Here is a 16,842-nt window from a genome sequence, read left to right as displayed (position 1 = left end):
TTAACGCTCGTGCTGGCCTTGAGCCTTGAGATAGTCCTCAAGTGTGGGCCATATGCCGGTTCTGAAACCTCTCGGGTCGCTGGCACTCTTCGGAGCCGGCCGGTTCATCGTCTTCGGCACGCCGCCACTTTCGCAGGAGACGAGAGTATTGGACTTCTTCTCGTAGACGACGTAGCCCTTGGGATTGCCGCTCTTGTCGAGACGGTCCCAGACGCGGTACCCGGTCGGGGGTTTGGGTTCCTTTGCCACCTGGCGGTAGCAGTGGGCCTTTTCCACGTACTGCTTGGCGTTCTGGAGCTCGGGGAATTCGCCGCGATGGCTCTTCCGGTGTTCCAGAGCGTTCCTGACGTTGGAGGCTGTTGTCTTTCCGGGTCCGACAGCTGCGCTTGCGCTGGTCAGGGGTAGGGGTGGCGTCGGTGTGGGAGTGATGGATCGTCGTTTCGTCGCTCCCGTGGAGGTCGCGAATGCCATCGGTTGTCGGACTGCTGGAACAGCACGGGCTTGCCGCTCATCGTCGTATGGACGGACTGCGTGAGGAAGCCGACCGCATCCGGGCCGAGCTCGCGATGGCCGAGCAGGAGTGGCTGGAGTGGGCGATTGCCCGCGAGCGTGTTGGTGCGGTGCTGTCCGCGCCGGGCGGGAGTCCAGCCGACGCGGTGGTCATCGACGTGCCGGGAGGTGCCAGGACGGAGGTCGGGGTGCGGGCGTCACCGCCCGTGGCGGCGAAGGCGAAGTCGCAGATTCCGGTGTGGCGCGAGGGGCTGGCCCGGGTGGCACTGTCGGTGGATTATCTGCGCATCCTGGCCGCGCTCAAGGATCGGACCCGTTTCGGTCAAGGCCGCTGACCTGCCGTGAGATGGCCTCCTCCTTCGGCATGGGCGTGGTGCCGGCCAAGGTGGAGGGGCTGCGGTCGAAGGCGAAACGCCTTGTCGTGCAGGGCTGGCTGACCGAGCCGGCGCCGGGCCGGTTCACGCTCGCGCGGGGCGTGAGCGGCTCAGGCGGCGGGTCATGACCATGGTCATCGACCAGAAGACCATCGCCTCGGCGCTGCTGGTGCGGCGTCCGAAGACCCGGACCGGGCGGCGGCTTCACATCAGGTGGACGAAGAGTCGCTCGACGATCCACCGCCTGGGCAGCACCACAAAGCCGCGCATGTCGTCGCTGCGCTTGACGATTGCCAGAGCCGGCGCGAGCGCGGCCAGGCAGTGCTCGACGGGGCTGCCGGTGTAGCCGACGTCGGCCCAGACGAGTTCCAGCCGGTGGTGAGCCTTGGCCACCCGCTCTTGCAGCACCTTCGCGGCGGCGCGATCGCCGATGTCCGCCGCGGTGGCCATCACGCCCAGCAGCAGGCCGAGAGCGTCGACAACCACGTACCGCCTGCGCCCGTTGACCGTCTTGCCGCTGTCGAAGCCGCGGCTGTCCTCGCCGACGACCGAGTCCGCCTTGACGGACTGCGAGTCGATCACGCCGGCCGTCGGTTCCGCATCCCGCCCCGCCTCCTCCCGGACCCGGCCGCGCAGCCGGTCGTGAAACTCGCTGACCAGTCCGTGGTCACGCCAGTGTCGGAAGAACGCATACACCTGGTACCACGGTGGGAAGTCGGCCGGCATCGCCCGCCGTCTGATCCCGTCGTCCGCCCGATAGCACACCGCGTCCAGCATCGCCCTGTGGCCGTACGCCTCCGGCTGCCCGCCCCGACCCCGCAGCCGCCCCGGAACCGGCAGCGGCGGACGGACCACGGCCCACTCCGCGTCCGTCATGTCCGAGGGATACCGCCGAACGCGTTCCGGGTGATCGGCGCCCCGCGTGAGCAATTGTCAAGAGTTGTGGGTCAGGTGGTGCGTGAGGGAGCTTGTTGAAAGCCTTGTGCCCGAGCCTGGCATGCCGGCCTGGGAGGGCTTGTCGACCGGACGTGGGGCTTTGTGGCGCCGACGGCGGTGCCTCATATGCTCAGCCCATGAGAGAGCCTCATCCGGTCGAGCTATCAGGAACGTTTGTCAACAAGGGCGACGATCGTTGGCGCGATGATCGGTGGTATGGGCGGTACCGGTTGCGGTTTCCTCAGGTGTCGCCGTGGCCCGACCCGAACTGGACGTTTGTTCGCGTGCGTCCGGAGTGGCGGTCTTTGGTCGAGGAGACGCTCTCGGCGGTGGCCACCAAGGTGCCCGGGCAGAAAACCTGGCCGGTCCATCTGCTCAACCAGAAGGTCCATGGGCGAGGCTGGGGCTTCGACCTGGGCCCACCGGAGGCTGACTACCTCGGCCTGGAGATGCTGTCGGACATCTGCTATATCGACATGCGCAACCTTCACCGGCTCATCGATCTCCTGGCGCCAGCCATGGAGGACGCGCACTTCTTCGTCTACTCGTGGGGCGACGGCTTCGACCGGTGGGTCGACGAAGTGCGCATCCGTGACGGGCGTAGCAGCGTTGCCAGGTGGACCGTCGAGGGAGAGGCCTGGCTTGATTTCCCTGCGTTCTGCGCGGAGCTCGCCGGTAATCGGACTGGGGACGAGGCCTTCGGTCGCTTCGTCACCCTCCTGAGCGGTCAGTGAGCCCAGCCGCGAATCCCATCACGCGGCAGTGTTCTCCAAGCGTTCGACGGAGACGCCGTTCTCGAACCCGGCGCCGGAGCGGACGAGCGCGACGAGGTGGGCTCCGCTGATCGCGCGCCAGCGGGTCTGGGCGGATCCGACGAGTTCGCACACCATCGCGAGGGCCGCGGCGGGGCTGCCTGCCCCGCGGGTGACCTTGGTCCGGAGTTTCACCGTGGAGAACGTCGACTCGATGGGGTTCGTGGTCCGCAGGTGGATCCAGTGCTCGGCCGGGAAGCCGTAGAACGCCAGCAGTTCCTCCCGGTCCTCGGTGATCTTCGCGACGGCCTTGGGGAACTTGGCGCCGTAGGTCTTCGCGAACGCCTCGATCGCCTTCTCGGCGTGGGCGCGGGCTCCGGTCGCGTTCCCGAACCGGTGAGCGACACAATCAGACGACAGAGCAGCCGAGTTGAACTCCACCGGCGCGAGCACGTACATATGCGGCAACAGGGTCTCCTGGATCTCGGTCGGCTTCGCAACCCCGAGCCACCAGGAGGCCCTGCCTTCATGCCCGCGGCCAGTCGCGATCACCCGATCGGGACTCCCGTTCGACGCCCACCCCTCAAGATCGGAACGACAACAGCTACTCAGCAGTCTGGTCTAGGTTTGGCGTGTGAATCACCGCAACTTCAAGAATGGGGCGCCCCGCGAGCCTGACTTGCCGCCCTACCAGGTAGTTCTGGTGGAGACTGACTGGGGTTCGCTCCAGACGGCTTTCGGGAACGGTGAGTGCCTTCCCGAAGTCCTGGCACGGTTGCTGGAGCCCGATCCCACGGTGCAGGTCACCGCATTGTCGGAACTGAGTGAGCTGGTCGGCCACCAGAACAGCATCTACGAAGCCACCGCCCCCGTCGCCGTGTATGTCGCCGGAATCCTCACCCACCCGGCGGCCACGACCCTCCGGCCGTATCGCAACGTCCCCATCCGCGCGACATGGTTGAACTGGTTGGTTTCCACGGCCTACGACGCCTCCGACGAGATTGTCGACCGCACCGAGCAGTACTTCCCTGGCTTCCTCACCCACAACACCGCACTGGCGGCCTTCCGGGACCTGCGCCCGATGCTCTATCGAGCCGTCGCGCCCTTCCTGCAGGACAGTCACGAGGACGTGCGCGAAGCCGCCGGCCTCGCCGCGCTCATCCTCGCCGAACACCCCGCGCTCGCCCAGCACCGCGATCACCTCGCCATGCACGCGCGCCGCATCCTGGACACCAGCAGCAACGCCCCTGACCGGCGCGTTGCCTGGAAGGCCCTCGAAGCGTGGGGCCACGACGTCACCGGCATGGAACCTCTCCAGGAGGAGCCCTGGGACTGGGGGCCACACAGCGATGGCCACGGCGATCTCGAACCTCCCTTCTGACTGATGGACGAACGGCCCACCGGCCCACGGATGTGCGACCAGCTGGGTATTTCGGAACGAAGAGCGGTCGTGCCACATCCGTGCCAGATCGATCGGGGAGTCACGGGGAACGAGGGGCGTCAGCGAGACCCCGAGTTCCGGAGAGCCCGGGCGGGCCTTCGTCCTCGGGAGCAGAAGCGGGCAGGCCGTAGTGGGAGCCGAACAACGCCGTCCAGCGCTCTGCCTCGACGCGATGCCGGGAGAAGCCCGGCACCTGGGCGACCGCGGCCCCAAGGTCGCCGTAGCGGACCTTCCCGGTCGCCGCACCCCGCCCAACGTGTGGAGGGCGTGGACGTGGCCCTCGAAGAACGCCTCCTGACCTGCCGAGGCGGAGATCCTTCTCTGCACTGCTGACGGCGCCGTGAAGGGCTAACTTTCCTGGCCGAGTTCAGCGACGGTTGCTCGCGCGGCCCGCTCGATCTTCGGGTACAGGGCTTCCAGGAAGGCCACGTCGTGCCGCGGAGTCGCGTATGGGGCCGACGTCCCCGTCGAGCCGTCGACCTGTTCGCGCAGGATGTCGGCGTGTCCTGCGTGCCGACTGGTCTCGGTGAGCACGTGGACCAGGATGTTGAACAGCTTCACGTTGGGGCGGGGCCACCAGGGCACATGGCCAGGGGAGTCGATGGCGAGGGCGGTGATCGTCGCGTCCGAGTGCTCCCAGACGCGACGGTAGCGGTCGATGATCTCCTGGCGCGTCTCGTGTTCGGTCGCCCACATGTCGGCGCCGCGCTCCCGGGCGTCGTCCCACCGGGGCAGAAGCTCGAGGAACGGCCGGTCGAAGACCTCGCCGAAATACCTGGACTCCCAGATCGACAGGTGCTTGACCAGGCCGAGAAGGTTGGTACCTGTCGAGGTCAGGGGCCGGCGGATGTCGTACTCACCGAGCCCGTCGAGCTTCCAGAGCATCGTCTTGCGTATCTCTCGCAGATCGCTGTGAAGGTACTCTTTCGCGAAATCATCGATCACGGCGTACGAGCCTGTCACACACCACCGGTGGGCTCAACATGTGCCTCTCCGGCTTCGTTCACGTCTGGCGGCAGCATTTGCGCACGAGTTCCGGAGGCAGTTGTTGATCACGGCGGCGGAAGATGTTCGGGAGTGTTGACGGCGCCGTCGTGCCGTCACCGCGTCGACTGATCAATGCGCCGTGCATCGACAAGCGGCGTCCGCAGGATTCCCTCGTGACGGATGAGCGTGAGCGGGCCGTGCAAGCGGCCATTGATGGGGAGATGCGGCTTCCCGATCCCGAGGTGCGGGCTTCGCCGGACCGCGTCCCGGAGCTTCTGGATCCGGAGCGGACCGAAATCGGGGCCTCTGGACGCCGGTGGGAGGTGGGTGGGGGCACGCACGGGGCAGCCCACGGCTATCGGGATTGTGGCGCAGGTCCGGGCAACTCCAGCCGGCCACATGCCGCTGCCACGAATGCGGCGGCGGCGTGCGTCGTCGGCCCTGTCCGTCCGTCGCGTTGGTGGGCGATGGCCGCGGCTACGACCTCATGGTCCCCGCAGCGGTCCAGGTACCAGCGGCCGCCGTCGAGCTTGGAACACAGCTGCCCGTCATCGGCGAATCTCAGCGCGCGGCAGGCGTTGAGGACGGCATAGGTCGCGGACGCGTGGTCCAGCGCCCACCGCAGTTCGCTGACCATCGCGGCGCCGACACGGTCGGCGGGAACCGGGCCGAAAACCTCGGCGGCTGGCGGACCGCTGACAGCGAGGGCATGCTCTCGGCACACGGCGCAGTGCAGGACCAGGTCGGCGTCACCGGCATGACCGGCTCCGGGGATGACGGCGGTCTCGGTCGCGCTGGTGCGAATGTGGACCTCGAACGGACAGGAACCGAGATTGGCCGCGGTCGCCGCGGTGATGACGCTCAACTCCAGACCCGTACCAGGGCACCGCGCCGCGGTCTCTGCCACTGCCTCGCCCATGGCCTGCTGGCCGGCCCTGGTGGCGGACTCAACGACGACGGCCAGCACATCCACGTCACTGCGCGCAGCTCGGAATCCCCCCAGCACAGCGGAGCCGTGCACGTAGACACCAACCAGGTCGGGGCCCACTCCGGCAAGCACGGCCGAGACTTCGGCGACATAACGGACGACATCGGAGGGAACAAGAGCATCGGTGGCCACGAACCCGAGCATATTCGCGCCTCACCGAACGCGACGGGGAGCACCAAGAGCTCTCACGGGCCGACCCGACGCCATGTGCGGGGCAACCTTGGGAAACCGGCTGTGCGCGGGCGCTTCCAGGAGTCCTTGCGCATGTATGGGCCGGGCGGCGCGCCTGCCGAACACGACCGGTGTGTCCTGGTCGGCCGACTTGAGAGGACCGGCTCGTCTGCGAACAGGTGGCGAACGCCCCGTTTCTCCTGCGCGGCCGGGTGGGCAGGAGGTCTTGGAGGGTCTGTCGTCTCCGGGACAGGTCCTCCAAGACCTCCTGCCGGTGTCGCCGGACGATCGTCGTGCGAGGAGGTGCGGCGGTTTCATACCCGGGCCCCTGTTCAGGGCTGGTTGCGGAGTTTCCTTTTGTCGATCTTGCCAAGGGCGGTGAGGGGCAGCGAGTCGGCGAACTGGAGCAGTTTCGGGGCCCAGAGTGCGCCCTTGCGGGCGCGGACGTGGTTCGTCAGATCGGCTGGGGTGGCCTGCTGTCCGGGGCGCAGGACCACGGTGGCGGTGACGGCTTCGCCCCAGTGCGGGTCGGGTGTGCCGTAGACGGCACTGACGGCGACGGCCGGGTGTGTGGCGAGGGCGTCCTCGACTTCGCGCGGGTAGACGTTGAATCCACCGGTGATGATGGTGTCTTTGATCCGGTCGATGATGGTGATCAGGCCGGTGTCGTCCTGGCGGGCGACATCGCCGGTGTGTAGCCAGCCTCCGTCGAGCGCCGTTGCGGTCTGTTCGGGTTTGTTCCAGTAGCCGTCCATCACGAGTGGTCCTCGGACGCACAGTTCGCCGGGCTCGCCTGCCGGTACGTGCCGGCCGTGCGGGTCGAGCAGGGCGATCTCCACGCCGGGCATCGGCCGACCGCAGCTGCCCAGGACGTGCGGGTCGTCGCGGTGCTCGGCCGGGTCCAGGACGGTCAGGGCATTGGGGGCCTCGGCCTGGCCGTAGTGCTGGCTGAGCACCGGGCCGAGGAGCCGGTGTGCCTGGGCGAGGCGGGCGGGGTCGGCGGGTGCGGCGCCGTAGAGGACCCAGTTCAGCCCCGACAGGTTGGCTGCGGGGAGCCGGGGGTGATCGAGCAGGGCGTACAGCATCGTGGGGACGACGAACGTGGCGCTCACGCCACCGTGTTCGATCGCGTCGATGACGTGGTCCGGGTCGAAGGAGGGGTGGAGTTCGAAGGCGGCGCCGTGGAGCAGGCCGGGTGCGACGAGGAGTCCGGCGGCGTGTGACATGGGGGTGGTGATCAGGAAGTGGGAGTCCGGCGGCCAGGCCCAGGTGGAGCAGGCCCAGGCGTTGGCGAGCAGTGAGCGGTCGCGCAGCATCACGCCCTTGGGTTCGCCGGTCGTGCCGCCGGTGTAGAAGAGGTAGAGCGCCGGGCCGCGCGGGTCGTCCGGACCGGGGGGTGTGTCGGCGGCGAGGCGGTCGAGTGCGGCGAGGGTGATCGCCTCGGTGCCGTCGGGGCGGGCCCGGGCGGCGAAGCGCGTGTGGTCCACGACCAGGTAGTCGGACGCGCTGTCGCGCAGGAGGGTCCGATCGGTGTCCGCCGTGGCCAGTGGGTGCAGGGCGGTGTAGCGCAGTCCGGCCAGGCAGGCGGCGGCCATGACGGTGAACGCCTGCGGGTCCGGGCCGCACAGCAGGGCGATCCCGTCGCCGGTCGTGAGGCCCAGCCGTCCGAACGCGGCCGCGGTGCGTTCGATCCGTTCCGCGGTCTCGCCGTAGGTCCAGGTCTGCTTCGTCCTGTCGTCGCCGGTGAAGCGGAAGGCGGTGCGCTCGGGCCGTCGGCGCAGCGCCGACAGGATCAGGTCCGCGTAGCCGGGTCTCATCGGTTCCTCCCCAGGACGGTGACGGCGGCCACCGCCTCCTCGATTCCGTAGAGGCCGCCGCCGTTCTCGGCGACGGCGATGCGCGCGTCGGAGACCTGGCGTGCGCCCGCTCGGCCGCGCAGTTGCGTGACCAGTTCGTAGATCTGCGCCAGTCCGGTGGCGGACACCGGATGGCCGCGTGATTCGAGTCCTCCCGACGGGTTCACCGCAATGGTGCCGCCGAGCGCGCCGGCGCCCGAGGCCGACCACGGGCCGCCGTCGCCGATCGGACAGAAGCCCAGGTTCTCCACCTGCTGGATCTCGCCGAAGGCGGTGGCGTCATGGACCTCCGCCGCATCGACGTCCTGCGGACCGATGCCGGCCCTCTCGTAGGCGGCGAGCGCGGCGCGGCGGCCGATGTGCTGCCCGGCGTCGTCCGCCGAGCGGTCGGTGCCCGACAGCAGGACGCTGCTCAGCACCGCCACGGCCGACTCGTCACGGGTGAAGTCGGCCCGCACGACGACGACGGCGGCGGCCCCGTCGCTGACCGGTGAGCACATCGGCACCGTCAGCGGCCACGCCACCCGTCGCGCCGCCAGGATCTCCTCCGCGGTGAACGCTCGACGGTAGTGGGCCCGGGGGTTGTGGACGGAGTGCGCGTGGTTCTTCGCCGAGACCGCGGCCAGGTGGGCTTCGGTGGTGCCGAAGCGCTGCATGTGGGCGCGGGCCAGGGAGGCGTAGATCTCCATGAACACCGACCGGTCGCCGTCCACGAGAAGTTCGGGCGGCAGCGGGTCGGTCAGGGCGGCGAGCGCGGCCAGGGTCTCCTCGCGGTGGGCGACGTCCATGGCCCCGTCGAACACCGCCAGTCCTCGGGCGGGATCGGCGCTGACGAGTTTGTCCACACCGACGGCCAGGGCGACGTCCGACAGGCCCGCCCGCACGTGGGCGATGGCCAGCCACAGGGCCGTGGCGCCGCCCGCACAGGCGTTCTCCACGTTCACCACGGGCACCCCGGCGAACCCGTGCGGGCGCAGGGCCACCTGGCCGGGAATCATGTGCTGGCCGTCGATAGCCTTCTGGCTGACCGTGGCATGGAAGACGGCGCCGACGTCGGCCGGGACGAGCCCGGCATCGCGCAGCGCCTCGTGCGCGGCCCGGCCGGCGAGGTCGCCGGCACTGCGGTCGAGGTGGCGGCCGAACGGGGTGGCGCTGACGCCGACGACGAGTGCCTCGCGATTCATGACACCACCCGGTTGCGCAGCACGCCCAGGCCGGAGACTTCGAGTTCCACGGTGTCGCCCGGTTCCAGGAAACGGCCGTGCTCCAGCCCGCAGCCGGTGGGCACGGTGCCCGAGCACAGGACCTCTCCCGCGTGCAGCCGGGTCGACCGGGAGGCGAAGGCGATCATGTCGGCGAAGCTGTGGTGCATGTCGGCGGACGTGCCCCGGCTGACCTCCTCGCCGTTGATGCGGGCGGTCATCGTGAGCCGGTACGGGTCGCCGAGCTCGTCGGCGGTGACGATCCACGGGCCCAGCACGTTCGAGTCGGTGAAGTCCTTGCTCTTGCTCAGGCCAAGCCCCGTGGTGATCTCCTCCAGCTGGGTGTCGCGGGCGCTGAAGTCGTTGAAGATCGTGTAGCCGAAGATGTGCGACTCGGCGTCCGCCGCGGGGATGTCCGTGCCGCCGCGCCCCAGCACGCAGGCGAACTCCAGCTCGTAGTCCCGCACCGAGGAGTACGCGGGCCAGTGGACGTCGCTGTCGTGGCCGGTCACGGAGAGCCGGTTGGTCACGTAGTACAGCGGCCGTTCGAGCATGATGGCGGGCAGTTCGACCTGGTCGGCCGGGATGCCCTGGATCCGCGAGCGGGCGTTGCGGAAGTGGTCCATGAAACTGCCGAAGTCCCGGATCTGCACAGGCCTGGGCAGCGGGGACAGCCAGCGCACCTCGGAGGCGGCGACGACCGCTTCGGACGGGGCCTGTGCGGCGAGCCGTTCCAGGTTCTGCCGCACAGGTTCGCCGCCGTCGATGATCCTCTGCATGGTGGTCGGCGCGGGGTCGTGTTCGCCGGTCACCAGGCGGTGGGCACGGTCGATCAGCAGCAGGCTCTCGCCCTGGTCCAGTACGAGCGCGGCCAGCTCGACGCGGTCGTACTCCACTGTTGCGAGTTTCACGGTCGGTTCCTCTCCTCGGCAGGGGGCAAGGGGTCAGGGGCAGGGATCAGGGGTCAGACGAAGGCCACGACACGGGCCGGGGCTGCGCTCGCGCGGGCGATCTTGATCGGGAAGAAGGCCGCCCGGAACCCCGACGGGGGCAGCGCGGCGAGATTCGTCATCTGCTGGACGATGAAGACCTCCCGCTCGCGGCCGGCCCGGTGGCCGTCCCACAGCACGGAGTTGTCGCCGCTCTCGCGGAACTTGCCCGCCATCACCGGGAAGCTCAGGTCCCAACCCGCGGCGTCGGTGCCCAGGACCTTGGCCCCGAGGTCGGCCAGGAACAAGGTCGACTCGCGGCTCATGCCCGGGTAGCGGAAGAATTCGGGGTCGGACAGCCCGTACCGCTCCTGGCCGGTGCGCAGCAGGATCGCTCCGCCGGCCGGGACCGGGGCACCGTTGTCGGCGAGGGCGGACTCCAGTGCCTCGACGGTGATCGGGGTGTCCGGTTCGCACCGGTCGCGCAGGTCCAGCACGAGCGATTCGCACCACAGCTCGTCCAGGGCGATGTCGGTGATGGTGCGGGCGGGCCTGCCCTCACAGGTCGAGCCGTAGTGCAGCGGGGCGTCGACGTGGGTGCCGAGGTGGGTGTTGAAGTCGGTGAGCAGTTCCGCGCCCCAGCCCTCGCCGTCGGGCAGGTCCTCGACGCTGCAGTGCATGGCGGCGGCGAACTGCTCGCGGCCCTCGCCCGTCGGATGCGCGTAGGCCACGGTGGGCGCGATCACCGGGGCGAGCGGGCGCAACTGCTCGGGGAGCAGCTCGCGGTCGGCGGGGTCCAGTGTCCTGGTGAGGTCGATCAGTTCCATGACGAGCCCCTTCTTAGTTATTGGACGCTCAGCATAGAACTGGACGAATAACATAGGCAAGGGTTCGCGGGCTCCGGCACCGCCCGGTCGTCGTGACAGAATCGGCCGCGTCAAGCCGCCGCACCGTTGGGAAGGACACCGCGTGGGTGCGACCCGCAAGCAGGAGATCTCCGCCGAGACCCGGCGTCGGCTGGTGGCCGCCGCATGGGAACTCGCCGCCGAGGGCGGGGCCGCCGCGGCGTCCGTCCAGGCCGTGGCGGAGCGCTCCGGCATCAGCCGGGGCTCCGTGGCCTGGCACTTCGGCTCGAAGGACGGGCTGATGAAGGCGGTGATCGAGGAAGCGTTCCGGTGGGGTACGGACTTCATGCTCGAACGCCTTGCCGCCGCCGGGCCGGGCGCCGGAGTCGAAGCGCTGATCGAGGCGAACTTCGCCCTGATGTCCCGGCCCGAGGCTCACATCTTCTCGACACTCCTGTTCGAGGCGGTGAGCCGCGATTCGCCCCTGCGCGCGACGTACGCCGAGCAGTACGCGAAGATTCGCGGCCTGTACGCCGACCACCTGCGCGCGACCGGCGCACGCGTCGCCGACCCCGAGGCCGTCGCGTCGGCCCTGCTCGGCGGCACCCTGGGCGTCAACATCCAGCACCGCCTGGATCCGGCCCTGGACCGCCAACGGGCCGTGACCGCGATGACGGACATCTACACCGACGCGCTGTCCGTCACCGGACCTGACAACACCCCGCCCGGCACCTGATGGATCGGGGCACGGCGGGCGGCACCCTCCAGCGGTGTGGACAGGCGTCGGCCGGCTTTCGCGGAGGATGACTCCGGCGAGGGCGCCGCAGCCGTCGTTCCTGGGGAGGGCGGCGGCATGTCGGCGGACGCCCGCGGCCACCGCAGGGGCGTGCCCGGTGAGCTGGAGGGCGATCTGCTCGTCGTCGCGGGGGTCAAGGTCCGGTTTCTTCCACGCGAGGACGCCGGTGACGAATACGCTCGTGCAGGGCACGGTCCAGGGAGAGCACGACCTCGATCAGACCACGAGGGCCGTCGAGCGCCTGGGGCCGAGACCGGCCCGTCGGGCCGTCAGGGCGCCGCCGACGGGGTTGTGGTGACCAACTCGGCACGTGGCTCTCACGGGGCAGCCCCTCCCGGGCGGTCGCGATATTGGCGGGCTCGTTTGGTGCTGGGCACGGCGAGACCGATCGGTGCCCCGATGTGCGCAAAGCTCGCCCTGGTTACTGCGGTTGAACTCGTGGTGTCGTAGAGGGTGACGGCTGGCCGTTGGCTGCGGTATCACCGGAGCCATGCGGTATCCCCGAGGGGACGGGCTGACGGCAACAGTTCCGCTCCGCGAGGAGTTACGGCTCCGGGCGGCCGGGCGGTTCGCCCGGGGCGGGGGCAGTACAGCGATGGCCAGGGTTCTGCGGGTCAGTGTCCGCTCGGTCCAGCGATGGCGCCACGCGTGGGCCGAGGGCGGCCCGCGGGCCCATGTGACGACATGGTCGCCACGCGGCCGGACCCCGGTGGCCCGGGTCCGCGGCAGCTCCCGCAGCAGCACGACATCCCGAGTTCAACCTCAGCAACTGATTGTTTCCGAGCCGACTTTGCTCTCCTGAACGCAGTGGGGTCCTCGCCATAGCTGAGGGCTCCACGGGTTGGATCGGAGCCCGGGGCCACCGTGTTGCGCGGCGTCAGTGGACCCGTCGGATGATTGTGAACCCGTCCCAGCCTTTGGAACCCACGGTCTGGAGTGCGGTCGCATCCAGTCGTGCGTCCCGCGCGATGTCCGCGAGGACCGTGCGGACGCCTTGGACCCGCTCATCGGGACTGTCGGGATCGGTGACGGCGCCGTTGCGCACGACGTTGTCGATGACGATTACGCTCCCAGGGCGGGTCAGCGCGAGGGACGCCCTCAGGTACTCGGGGTTGCTGGGCTTGTCTGCATCGATGAACACGAAGTCGTACGGCTGTGTGCCGTCCTTGATGAGTCGTCGTGCTGAGTCCGTGGCAGGACCGACGAGGACATCGACACGGTCGGCTACGCCCGCGTGTTCGAGGTTTGCTCGGGCGATCGCAGCGTTGTGCTCCTCCAGTTCGAGCGAGGTGACACGGCCCTTGTCGCCGACGGCACGCGCGAGCCAGACGGTGCTGTAGCCGGCCAGGGTTCCAAACTCCAGCACCCTGGTCGCACCGGCTATCCGGCACAGCATCGCGAGAAGTTTCCCCTGGTTGGGGGCCACCTCCGCCTGCGGCATCGTGGTCTGCCGACCGGATTCACGAGCGTCGATCAGCGCCTCGTCCTCGGGTACAAGCGAGTCGACGAAGTAGGCATCGACCTCACGCCAGGCTCCTTCGGATTCATACACCGGTGTCTCCCCTGCTCGTACGTACATCGCGGCTGTTTCTGCGTGATCCAGTATCCGGTCACGCGACCTGAATCGCGGGGTAGAACAGATGATTCAAGCCGAGGGCGCGTCCTTCGGACCCGCCGGTCCTCCCTTGCGTCAGCGACGGGCCGGTGATCTTGGTGAAGCCGGATATGCCGAGGTCGATGGCCGGGCGGGCACGGGCCTGCTCGGCCATCGAACTGGGTGAGCTTGTCCTCAGTGCCAGCGAGGCCGACCTGTAGCCCCTCGCCCCTCCGAGCCGGCCTTTCCGCGGGGAGATCCTCCACATCGCCGACCGGCCACCGCTGCTGCCATGTATCCCCAGAAAGGCGCTCCAGCCAGCGCAACAGCTTGGTCACCCCGCATCGACGACCGGCCCGGGTGCCGTTGACCGCCGAGTCGAACGGCGGCACGGTCAGTCGCCGCAGCGCCCCTCCCGGGACCAGGGCTTCCAGGAGGGGCGCATGGGGCGCAAGCCGCATGGCGTCGGTGCCGTGTCAAAGGACGGTGTGGGGCGTAGTGACAACACCTGTGTCAGGGCCGGTAGATGCACTCCGCAATCGTTGAGTGTTTCTTCCAGCCCAATGTCTCGTAGAGCGCATGACCGGCGTCCGTCGCACCGAGAACGCCCATGTCCGCACCCCGGGCCAATGCCTGATCGGCGAGTGTGCGCATCACGAAGTTGCCCAGTCCTCGCCGTCGGTGAGCCTCTGCAGTCACCACTCGGTCCATCACCGCGGCCTCGCCGGTGATCGCCGCCTGTCCCTGGGCTGCCGTCCTGCCTGCCTCGTCCAGCACGCGGACATGAACGACCCCGTGGAGGTACTCGATGTCCACGAGGTACCCCTCAGGCGTGCACGGTGTCGTGGCCATCAGGTCGATGGCCATCAGATGACCGGTCTCTTCCCAGGCCACCACCCATCCCTGCGAGAGCCAGGGTTCGACCTCCACAGGCTCGGCGGGCATCTTCATCCAGGTCCGCGGGACCGTCACGGAGGCGGCCGCGCTACGGACTAACGACTCCTCGGTCTCGGGGAGGACATGACGTCCCACTTCAGCGAGGTTATCGGCCACCTCTATGTAGTACCCCCAGGGCTTCTCGACCGGTGGAGGCGTCCGCCGTGACATGGCCCAGCCCGACACCCATGTCCTTACCGTGTTCGCGAGCATTGCGCCCTCCCTCCGCAGGAGCCGCATCCGCAGCTCGCGTAATACCTACAATGCATCTCCGCATCTTACGTACTGCCGCATGACGTAGCAGGGTTGTTCCTACGAAAAGCCGTGAGCGAGCGCGGCTGAACCCGTACGACGGCGAGCCGGCCGGGCCGGCGCGCGCCGCCGTCACCCGAGCGGCCCCGCCCCACGGCGGCGGGCATGCGGGACGGGGGCCCCGCGCCTATCGTCGACAACGCACACCAGTGGCGGTGTCCTGGACGGCTCTCATGCCGTTCGAGGATGCCGGTTCGGCGTGGGAGGCCGGTCAGCCATGAGACTCACCGAAGCACGTCGCCGAGGCCGGGACCGGGACCGCCCTCTTCTCGTCACCAGATGGCGTGAGACTGCGGACCGGCGTCTGACCCCGCTGCAACGGTCGTTGCTGATCACGTGGATCTCCTTCGGGCTCACCTTCGGCACCGTCCGCGTCATCACGCACGGCATCCGGGGCGGCTGGCTGCCGTGGGGCAATATCTCCGCCGGTGGCGAACACCTGCACCACTACAACATCGGCATCGCCACCCTCGCGGGCGTGGGCCTGATCGCCGTACGCGGTGACGAGCGCGCGGTGGGACACCCCGGCGTCGCGGCCGCGTACGGCTGCGGCACCGCCCTCATCTGCGACGAGTTCGCACTCCTGCTGGACCTGCAGGACGTCTACTGGGCCAAGCAGGGCCGGATCAGCGTCGACGTCTCCCTCGGTGTTCTCTCCACGCTGGGGACCTATCTGACGGCGAAGCCGTTCTGGCACGAGATCGGCCGTGTCACCCGCCACCACATCGTGGCCGCAGCCACGCGCCGTGGCGCCACCGCCTGATTCACCCACCCGCCTCATTCCCGCACGCCCACCACGGCCCGGCCATCGCCGTGCATGCCGTGCGGGCGGTCGCGCCCGCCGTGAGGAGCAAGGCGTGAGCCAAGCCGAGCCGAGCACAGAAGCCGGACCGGGATCGGGTGAGAGCACTTGTCGGTGGGTTTCGGCATCGCTCGGCATCGCTCGGCATCGCTCGGCATCGCTCGGCATCGCTCGATGTCGCTCGATGTCGCTCGATGTCCGTAAGAGTGCATGAAAGCCGATGAGAAGAAGGAGCATCCGCTGTGGTGCGGTGCACCTGGTCTCTTGTGGGACTGACGTCGGCACGTACGCTGCGATCATGGATGACCCCGTGCTCACCGCCCGCGAACTGGTGCGGGACCGGTTTCCCGCCGCCCGGGCAGCCTTCCTCGCCGGCAGTGTGCTGACCGACCGCCGGACGCCCATGTCTGACCTGGACATCGTGGTCCTCCTGGATGGGCCGCCCGCTCCCATCCGGGAGAACCTGATATATCGCGGCTGGCCGGTGGAGCTGTTCGTTCAAACGGAGGCCGTCTGGCACAGCTTCGCCGACCAGGAGACCGCAAAGCGGAGTTCGCCGCTGCTCGCCATGTGTGCCGACGGCATGCTCCTGGTAGACACGGATGGGCTGGGCGCTTCGCTCCAGGACGAGGCGCGAAGGCGTTGGGCCGCGGGCCCGCCGCCGCTCTCGGACCGTGAGCGTGACTACCAGCGGTACATCCTGACCGACTTGCTCGATGACCTGCGTGGCTGCGCGGACCCTGCGGAGCGGGTGTACTTGGTCTCGCACATGCTGCAGCGTGCCTCGGAGCTGGTCCTGCTGGCCGGCGGGCACTGGCTCGGCGGAGGCAAGTGGTTGTCGCGGCGGCTGGCTGCGGCCGACCCTGGGGTGCACCGCGCGTTGTCCGGAGCTGCCGCGCAGGCGATCGCCGGGGATGCGAAGGTCTTCGCCGCGGTCGTGGCAGAGGTGCTGGACCAGTTCGGCGGCCCCCTGTGGGACGGGTATGCCATCCGGTGAGTCGGTGGGGGCGCGATCATGCCACCACAGGGGTATGGCCGCGATCAGCCAGCGGCGTTGGCAGGCGAGCGAACAACTCGTGCACGTCACCGCGACGATCGCCTGCCCGCCCGACCGGGGCGGAGACGTCGCGGAAGCCGTCTTCGACTACGCGCGAACGCCCGCAGACCGCCTCGGCCCCGAAGTCACGGCGCTGAGCACCCGATGGCATGAACCCCCGCAGCCCCCGGTGATCCACAACAGCGACTCTTCATCACCCCCCTCCGAGCGCGCAGAATCCTCTCTCTGGCAGCCCGCGTCCGCACCGGTGACAACATGCCAGCTACGTGACAACCACCGTGCTTCGGCTCATGGACGGATGTGACTGAGCGCTTCGGTTGCCGAGTCTCGCCAACCGAAGCGCTCACGCGGAAC

General features: G+C 69.0%; 17 protein-coding genes and 2 pseudogenes. 7 read left to right on the top strand and 12 right to left on the bottom strand.

All coding sequences use genetic code 11. The features are described 5' to 3' along the window. Entirely contained in the window at positions 1–471 is a 471-nt protein-coding gene (locus ACF1CT_RS03820; protein ID WP_391782116.1) for a hypothetical protein, read from the bottom strand. Here ACF1CT_RS03820 and ACF1CT_RS03815 point away from each other — a divergent pair. Next, positions 465–1,012: pseudogene (locus ACF1CT_RS03815) on the top strand (hypothetical protein). The gene ACF1CT_RS03820 and the pseudogene ACF1CT_RS03815 overlap by 7 nt on opposite strands. 76 nt (positions 1,013–1,088) lie before the next feature. Here ACF1CT_RS03815 and ACF1CT_RS03810 read toward each other — a convergent pair. Further along, positions 1,089–1,760 (bottom strand): IS5 family transposase, encoded by a 672-nt coding sequence (locus tag ACF1CT_RS03810; protein ID WP_391782115.1) that lies wholly within the window; start codon positions 1,758–1,760, stop codon positions 1,089–1,091. A gap of 197 nt (positions 1,761–1,957) precedes the next feature. Here ACF1CT_RS03810 and ACF1CT_RS03805 point away from each other — a divergent pair, with 197 nt between their 5' ends. Next, positions 1,958–2,554, top strand: a complete 597-nt coding sequence (locus ACF1CT_RS03805) for a hypothetical protein (RefSeq protein WP_391782114.1) — start codon at positions 1,958–1,960, stop codon at positions 2,552–2,554. Positions 2,555–2,572: 18 nt separating this feature from the next. Here the strand turns inward: ACF1CT_RS03805 and ACF1CT_RS03800 are convergent. After that, positions 2,573–2,935: pseudogene (locus ACF1CT_RS03800) on the bottom strand (transposase); the annotation flags it as partial. A 340-nt stretch (positions 2,936–3,275) separates the two neighbouring features. On the opposite strand from ACF1CT_RS03800, the gene ACF1CT_RS03795 reads away from it, so the two are divergent. After that, positions 3,276–3,953 carry a hypothetical protein gene (locus ACF1CT_RS03795; RefSeq protein WP_391782113.1) on the top strand — a complete coding sequence of 226 codons (678 nt, stop codon included), beginning with the start codon at positions 3,276–3,278 and terminating at the stop codon, positions 3,951–3,953. A gap of 408 nt (positions 3,954–4,361) precedes the next feature. Here the strand turns inward: ACF1CT_RS03795 and ACF1CT_RS03790 are convergent, their stop codons facing one another. The 6 genes from ACF1CT_RS03790 to ACF1CT_RS03765 form a co-directional block, all read right to left on the bottom strand. Then, the gene (locus ACF1CT_RS03790) at positions 4,362–4,958 is read right to left on the bottom strand and encodes a DinB family protein (protein WP_391782112.1); all 597 of its coding nucleotides are present in this window, start codon (positions 4,956–4,958) and stop codon (positions 4,362–4,364) included. A 397-nt stretch (positions 4,959–5,355) separates the two neighbouring features. After that, positions 5,356–6,120: an aminoglycoside adenylyltransferase domain-containing protein gene (locus ACF1CT_RS03785; RefSeq protein WP_391782111.1), complete on the bottom strand. Its 765-nt coding sequence runs from the start codon at positions 6,118–6,120 to the stop codon at positions 5,356–5,358. A gap of 371 nt (positions 6,121–6,491) precedes the next feature. Beyond that, complete coding sequence (locus ACF1CT_RS03780) at positions 6,492–7,976, bottom strand: AMP-binding protein (protein WP_391782110.1); 1,485 nt, start codon at positions 7,974–7,976, stop codon at positions 6,492–6,494. Next, entirely contained in the window at positions 7,973–9,199 is a 1,227-nt protein-coding gene (locus tag ACF1CT_RS03775; RefSeq protein ID WP_391782109.1) for a thiolase family protein, read from the bottom strand. The genes ACF1CT_RS03780 and ACF1CT_RS03775 overlap by 4 nt, the downstream gene beginning before the upstream one ends. Then, positions 9,196–10,128, bottom strand: a complete 933-nt coding sequence (locus tag ACF1CT_RS03770) for a fumarylacetoacetate hydrolase family protein (protein WP_391782108.1) — start codon at positions 10,126–10,128, stop codon at positions 9,196–9,198. Before ACF1CT_RS03770 ends, ACF1CT_RS03775 begins: the two co-directional genes overlap by 4 nt. A 53-nt stretch (positions 10,129–10,181) precedes the next feature. Beyond that, a complete protein-coding gene (locus tag ACF1CT_RS03765) occupies positions 10,182–10,973 on the bottom strand; it encodes a cyclase family protein (RefSeq protein ID WP_391782107.1) in 792 nt (263 codons plus the stop codon). A 142-nt stretch (positions 10,974–11,115) separates the two neighbouring features. Here ACF1CT_RS03765 and ACF1CT_RS03760 point away from each other — a divergent pair, with 142 nt between their 5' ends. Beyond that, entirely contained in the window at positions 11,116–11,727 is a 612-nt protein-coding gene (locus ACF1CT_RS03760) for a TetR/AcrR family transcriptional regulator (protein WP_391782106.1), read from the top strand. A 550-nt stretch (positions 11,728–12,277) separates the two neighbouring features. After that, positions 12,278–12,589, top strand: coding sequence for a helix-turn-helix domain-containing protein (locus ACF1CT_RS03755; RefSeq protein WP_391782105.1), 312 nt, complete (start codon positions 12,278–12,280; stop codon positions 12,587–12,589). A 75-nt stretch (positions 12,590–12,664) separates the two neighbouring features. Here the strand turns inward: ACF1CT_RS03755 and ACF1CT_RS03750 are convergent, their stop codons facing one another. The 3 genes from ACF1CT_RS03750 to ACF1CT_RS03740 form a co-directional block, all read right to left on the bottom strand. After that, the gene (locus ACF1CT_RS03750; RefSeq protein ID WP_391782104.1) at positions 12,665–13,339 is read right to left on the bottom strand and encodes an O-methyltransferase; all 675 of its coding nucleotides are present in this window, start codon (positions 13,337–13,339) and stop codon (positions 12,665–12,667) included. A gap of 58 nt (positions 13,340–13,397) precedes the next feature. Then, on the bottom strand, positions 13,398–13,556 hold the full coding sequence (locus tag ACF1CT_RS03745) for a hypothetical protein (protein ID WP_391782103.1): 159 nt from the start codon (positions 13,554–13,556) through the stop codon (positions 13,398–13,400). A gap of 338 nt (positions 13,557–13,894) precedes the next feature. Beyond that, positions 13,895–14,530 carry a GNAT family N-acetyltransferase gene (locus ACF1CT_RS03740; RefSeq protein ID WP_391782102.1) on the bottom strand — a complete coding sequence of 212 codons (636 nt, stop codon included), beginning with the start codon at positions 14,528–14,530 and terminating at the stop codon, positions 13,895–13,897. A gap of 316 nt (positions 14,531–14,846) precedes the next feature. On the opposite strand from ACF1CT_RS03740, the gene ACF1CT_RS03735 reads away from it, so the two are divergent. Together ACF1CT_RS03735 and ACF1CT_RS03730 are read left to right on the top strand one after the other, a co-directional pair. Further along, entirely contained in the window at positions 14,847–15,392 is a 546-nt protein-coding gene (locus ACF1CT_RS03735; protein WP_391782101.1) for a hypothetical protein, read from the top strand. Positions 15,393–15,729: 337 nt separating this feature from the next. Continuing rightward, on the top strand, positions 15,730–16,428 hold the full coding sequence (locus ACF1CT_RS03730) for a nucleotidyltransferase domain-containing protein (protein ID WP_391782100.1): 699 nt from the start codon (positions 15,730–15,732) through the stop codon (positions 16,426–16,428). Positions 16,429–16,842: the final 414 nt, after the last annotated feature.

Origin of the sequence: Streptomyces sp. NPDC014734, assembly GCF_043083325.1 — a bacterium.
Classification (GTDB): Bacteria; Actinomycetota; Actinomycetes; order Streptomycetales; family Streptomycetaceae; genus Streptomyces.
This window is presented reverse-complemented; position numbering and strand designations above follow the sequence as displayed.

Bases quoted from the DNA above. Each gene is read 5' to 3' on its own strand.
- ACF1CT_RS03740 (WP_391782102.1), bottom strand. From the start codon at position 14,530: ATGCTCGCGAACACGGTAAGGACATGGGTGTCGGGCTGGGCCATGTCA.
- ACF1CT_RS03745 (WP_391782103.1), bottom strand. From the start codon at position 13,556: ATGGCCGAGCAGGCCCGTGCCCGCCCGGCCATCGACCTCGGCATATCC.
- ACF1CT_RS03780 (WP_391782110.1), bottom strand. From the start codon at position 7,976: ATGAGACCCGGCTACGCGGACCTGATCCTGTCGGCGCTGCGCCGACGG.
- ACF1CT_RS03735 (WP_391782101.1), top strand. From the start codon at position 14,847: ATGAGACTCACCGAAGCACGTCGCCGAGGCCGGGACCGGGACCGCCCT.
- ACF1CT_RS03810 (WP_391782115.1), bottom strand. From the start codon at position 1,760: ATGACGGACGCGGAGTGGGCCGTGGTCCGTCCGCCGCTGCCGGTTCCG.
- ACF1CT_RS03820 (WP_391782116.1), bottom strand. From the start codon at position 471: ATGGCATTCGCGACCTCCACGGGAGCGACGAAACGACGATCCATCACT.
- ACF1CT_RS03755 (WP_391782105.1), top strand. From the start codon at position 12,278: ATGCGGTATCCCCGAGGGGACGGGCTGACGGCAACAGTTCCGCTCCGC.
- ACF1CT_RS03775 (WP_391782109.1), bottom strand. From the start codon at position 9,199: ATGAATCGCGAGGCACTCGTCGTCGGCGTCAGCGCCACCCCGTTCGGC.
- ACF1CT_RS03730 (WP_391782100.1), top strand. From the start codon at position 15,730: ATGGATGACCCCGTGCTCACCGCCCGCGAACTGGTGCGGGACCGGTTT.
- ACF1CT_RS03805 (WP_391782114.1), top strand. From the start codon at position 1,958: ATGAGAGAGCCTCATCCGGTCGAGCTATCAGGAACGTTTGTCAACAAG.
- ACF1CT_RS03765 (WP_391782107.1), bottom strand. From the start codon at position 10,973: ATGGAACTGATCGACCTCACCAGGACACTGGACCCCGCCGACCGCGAG.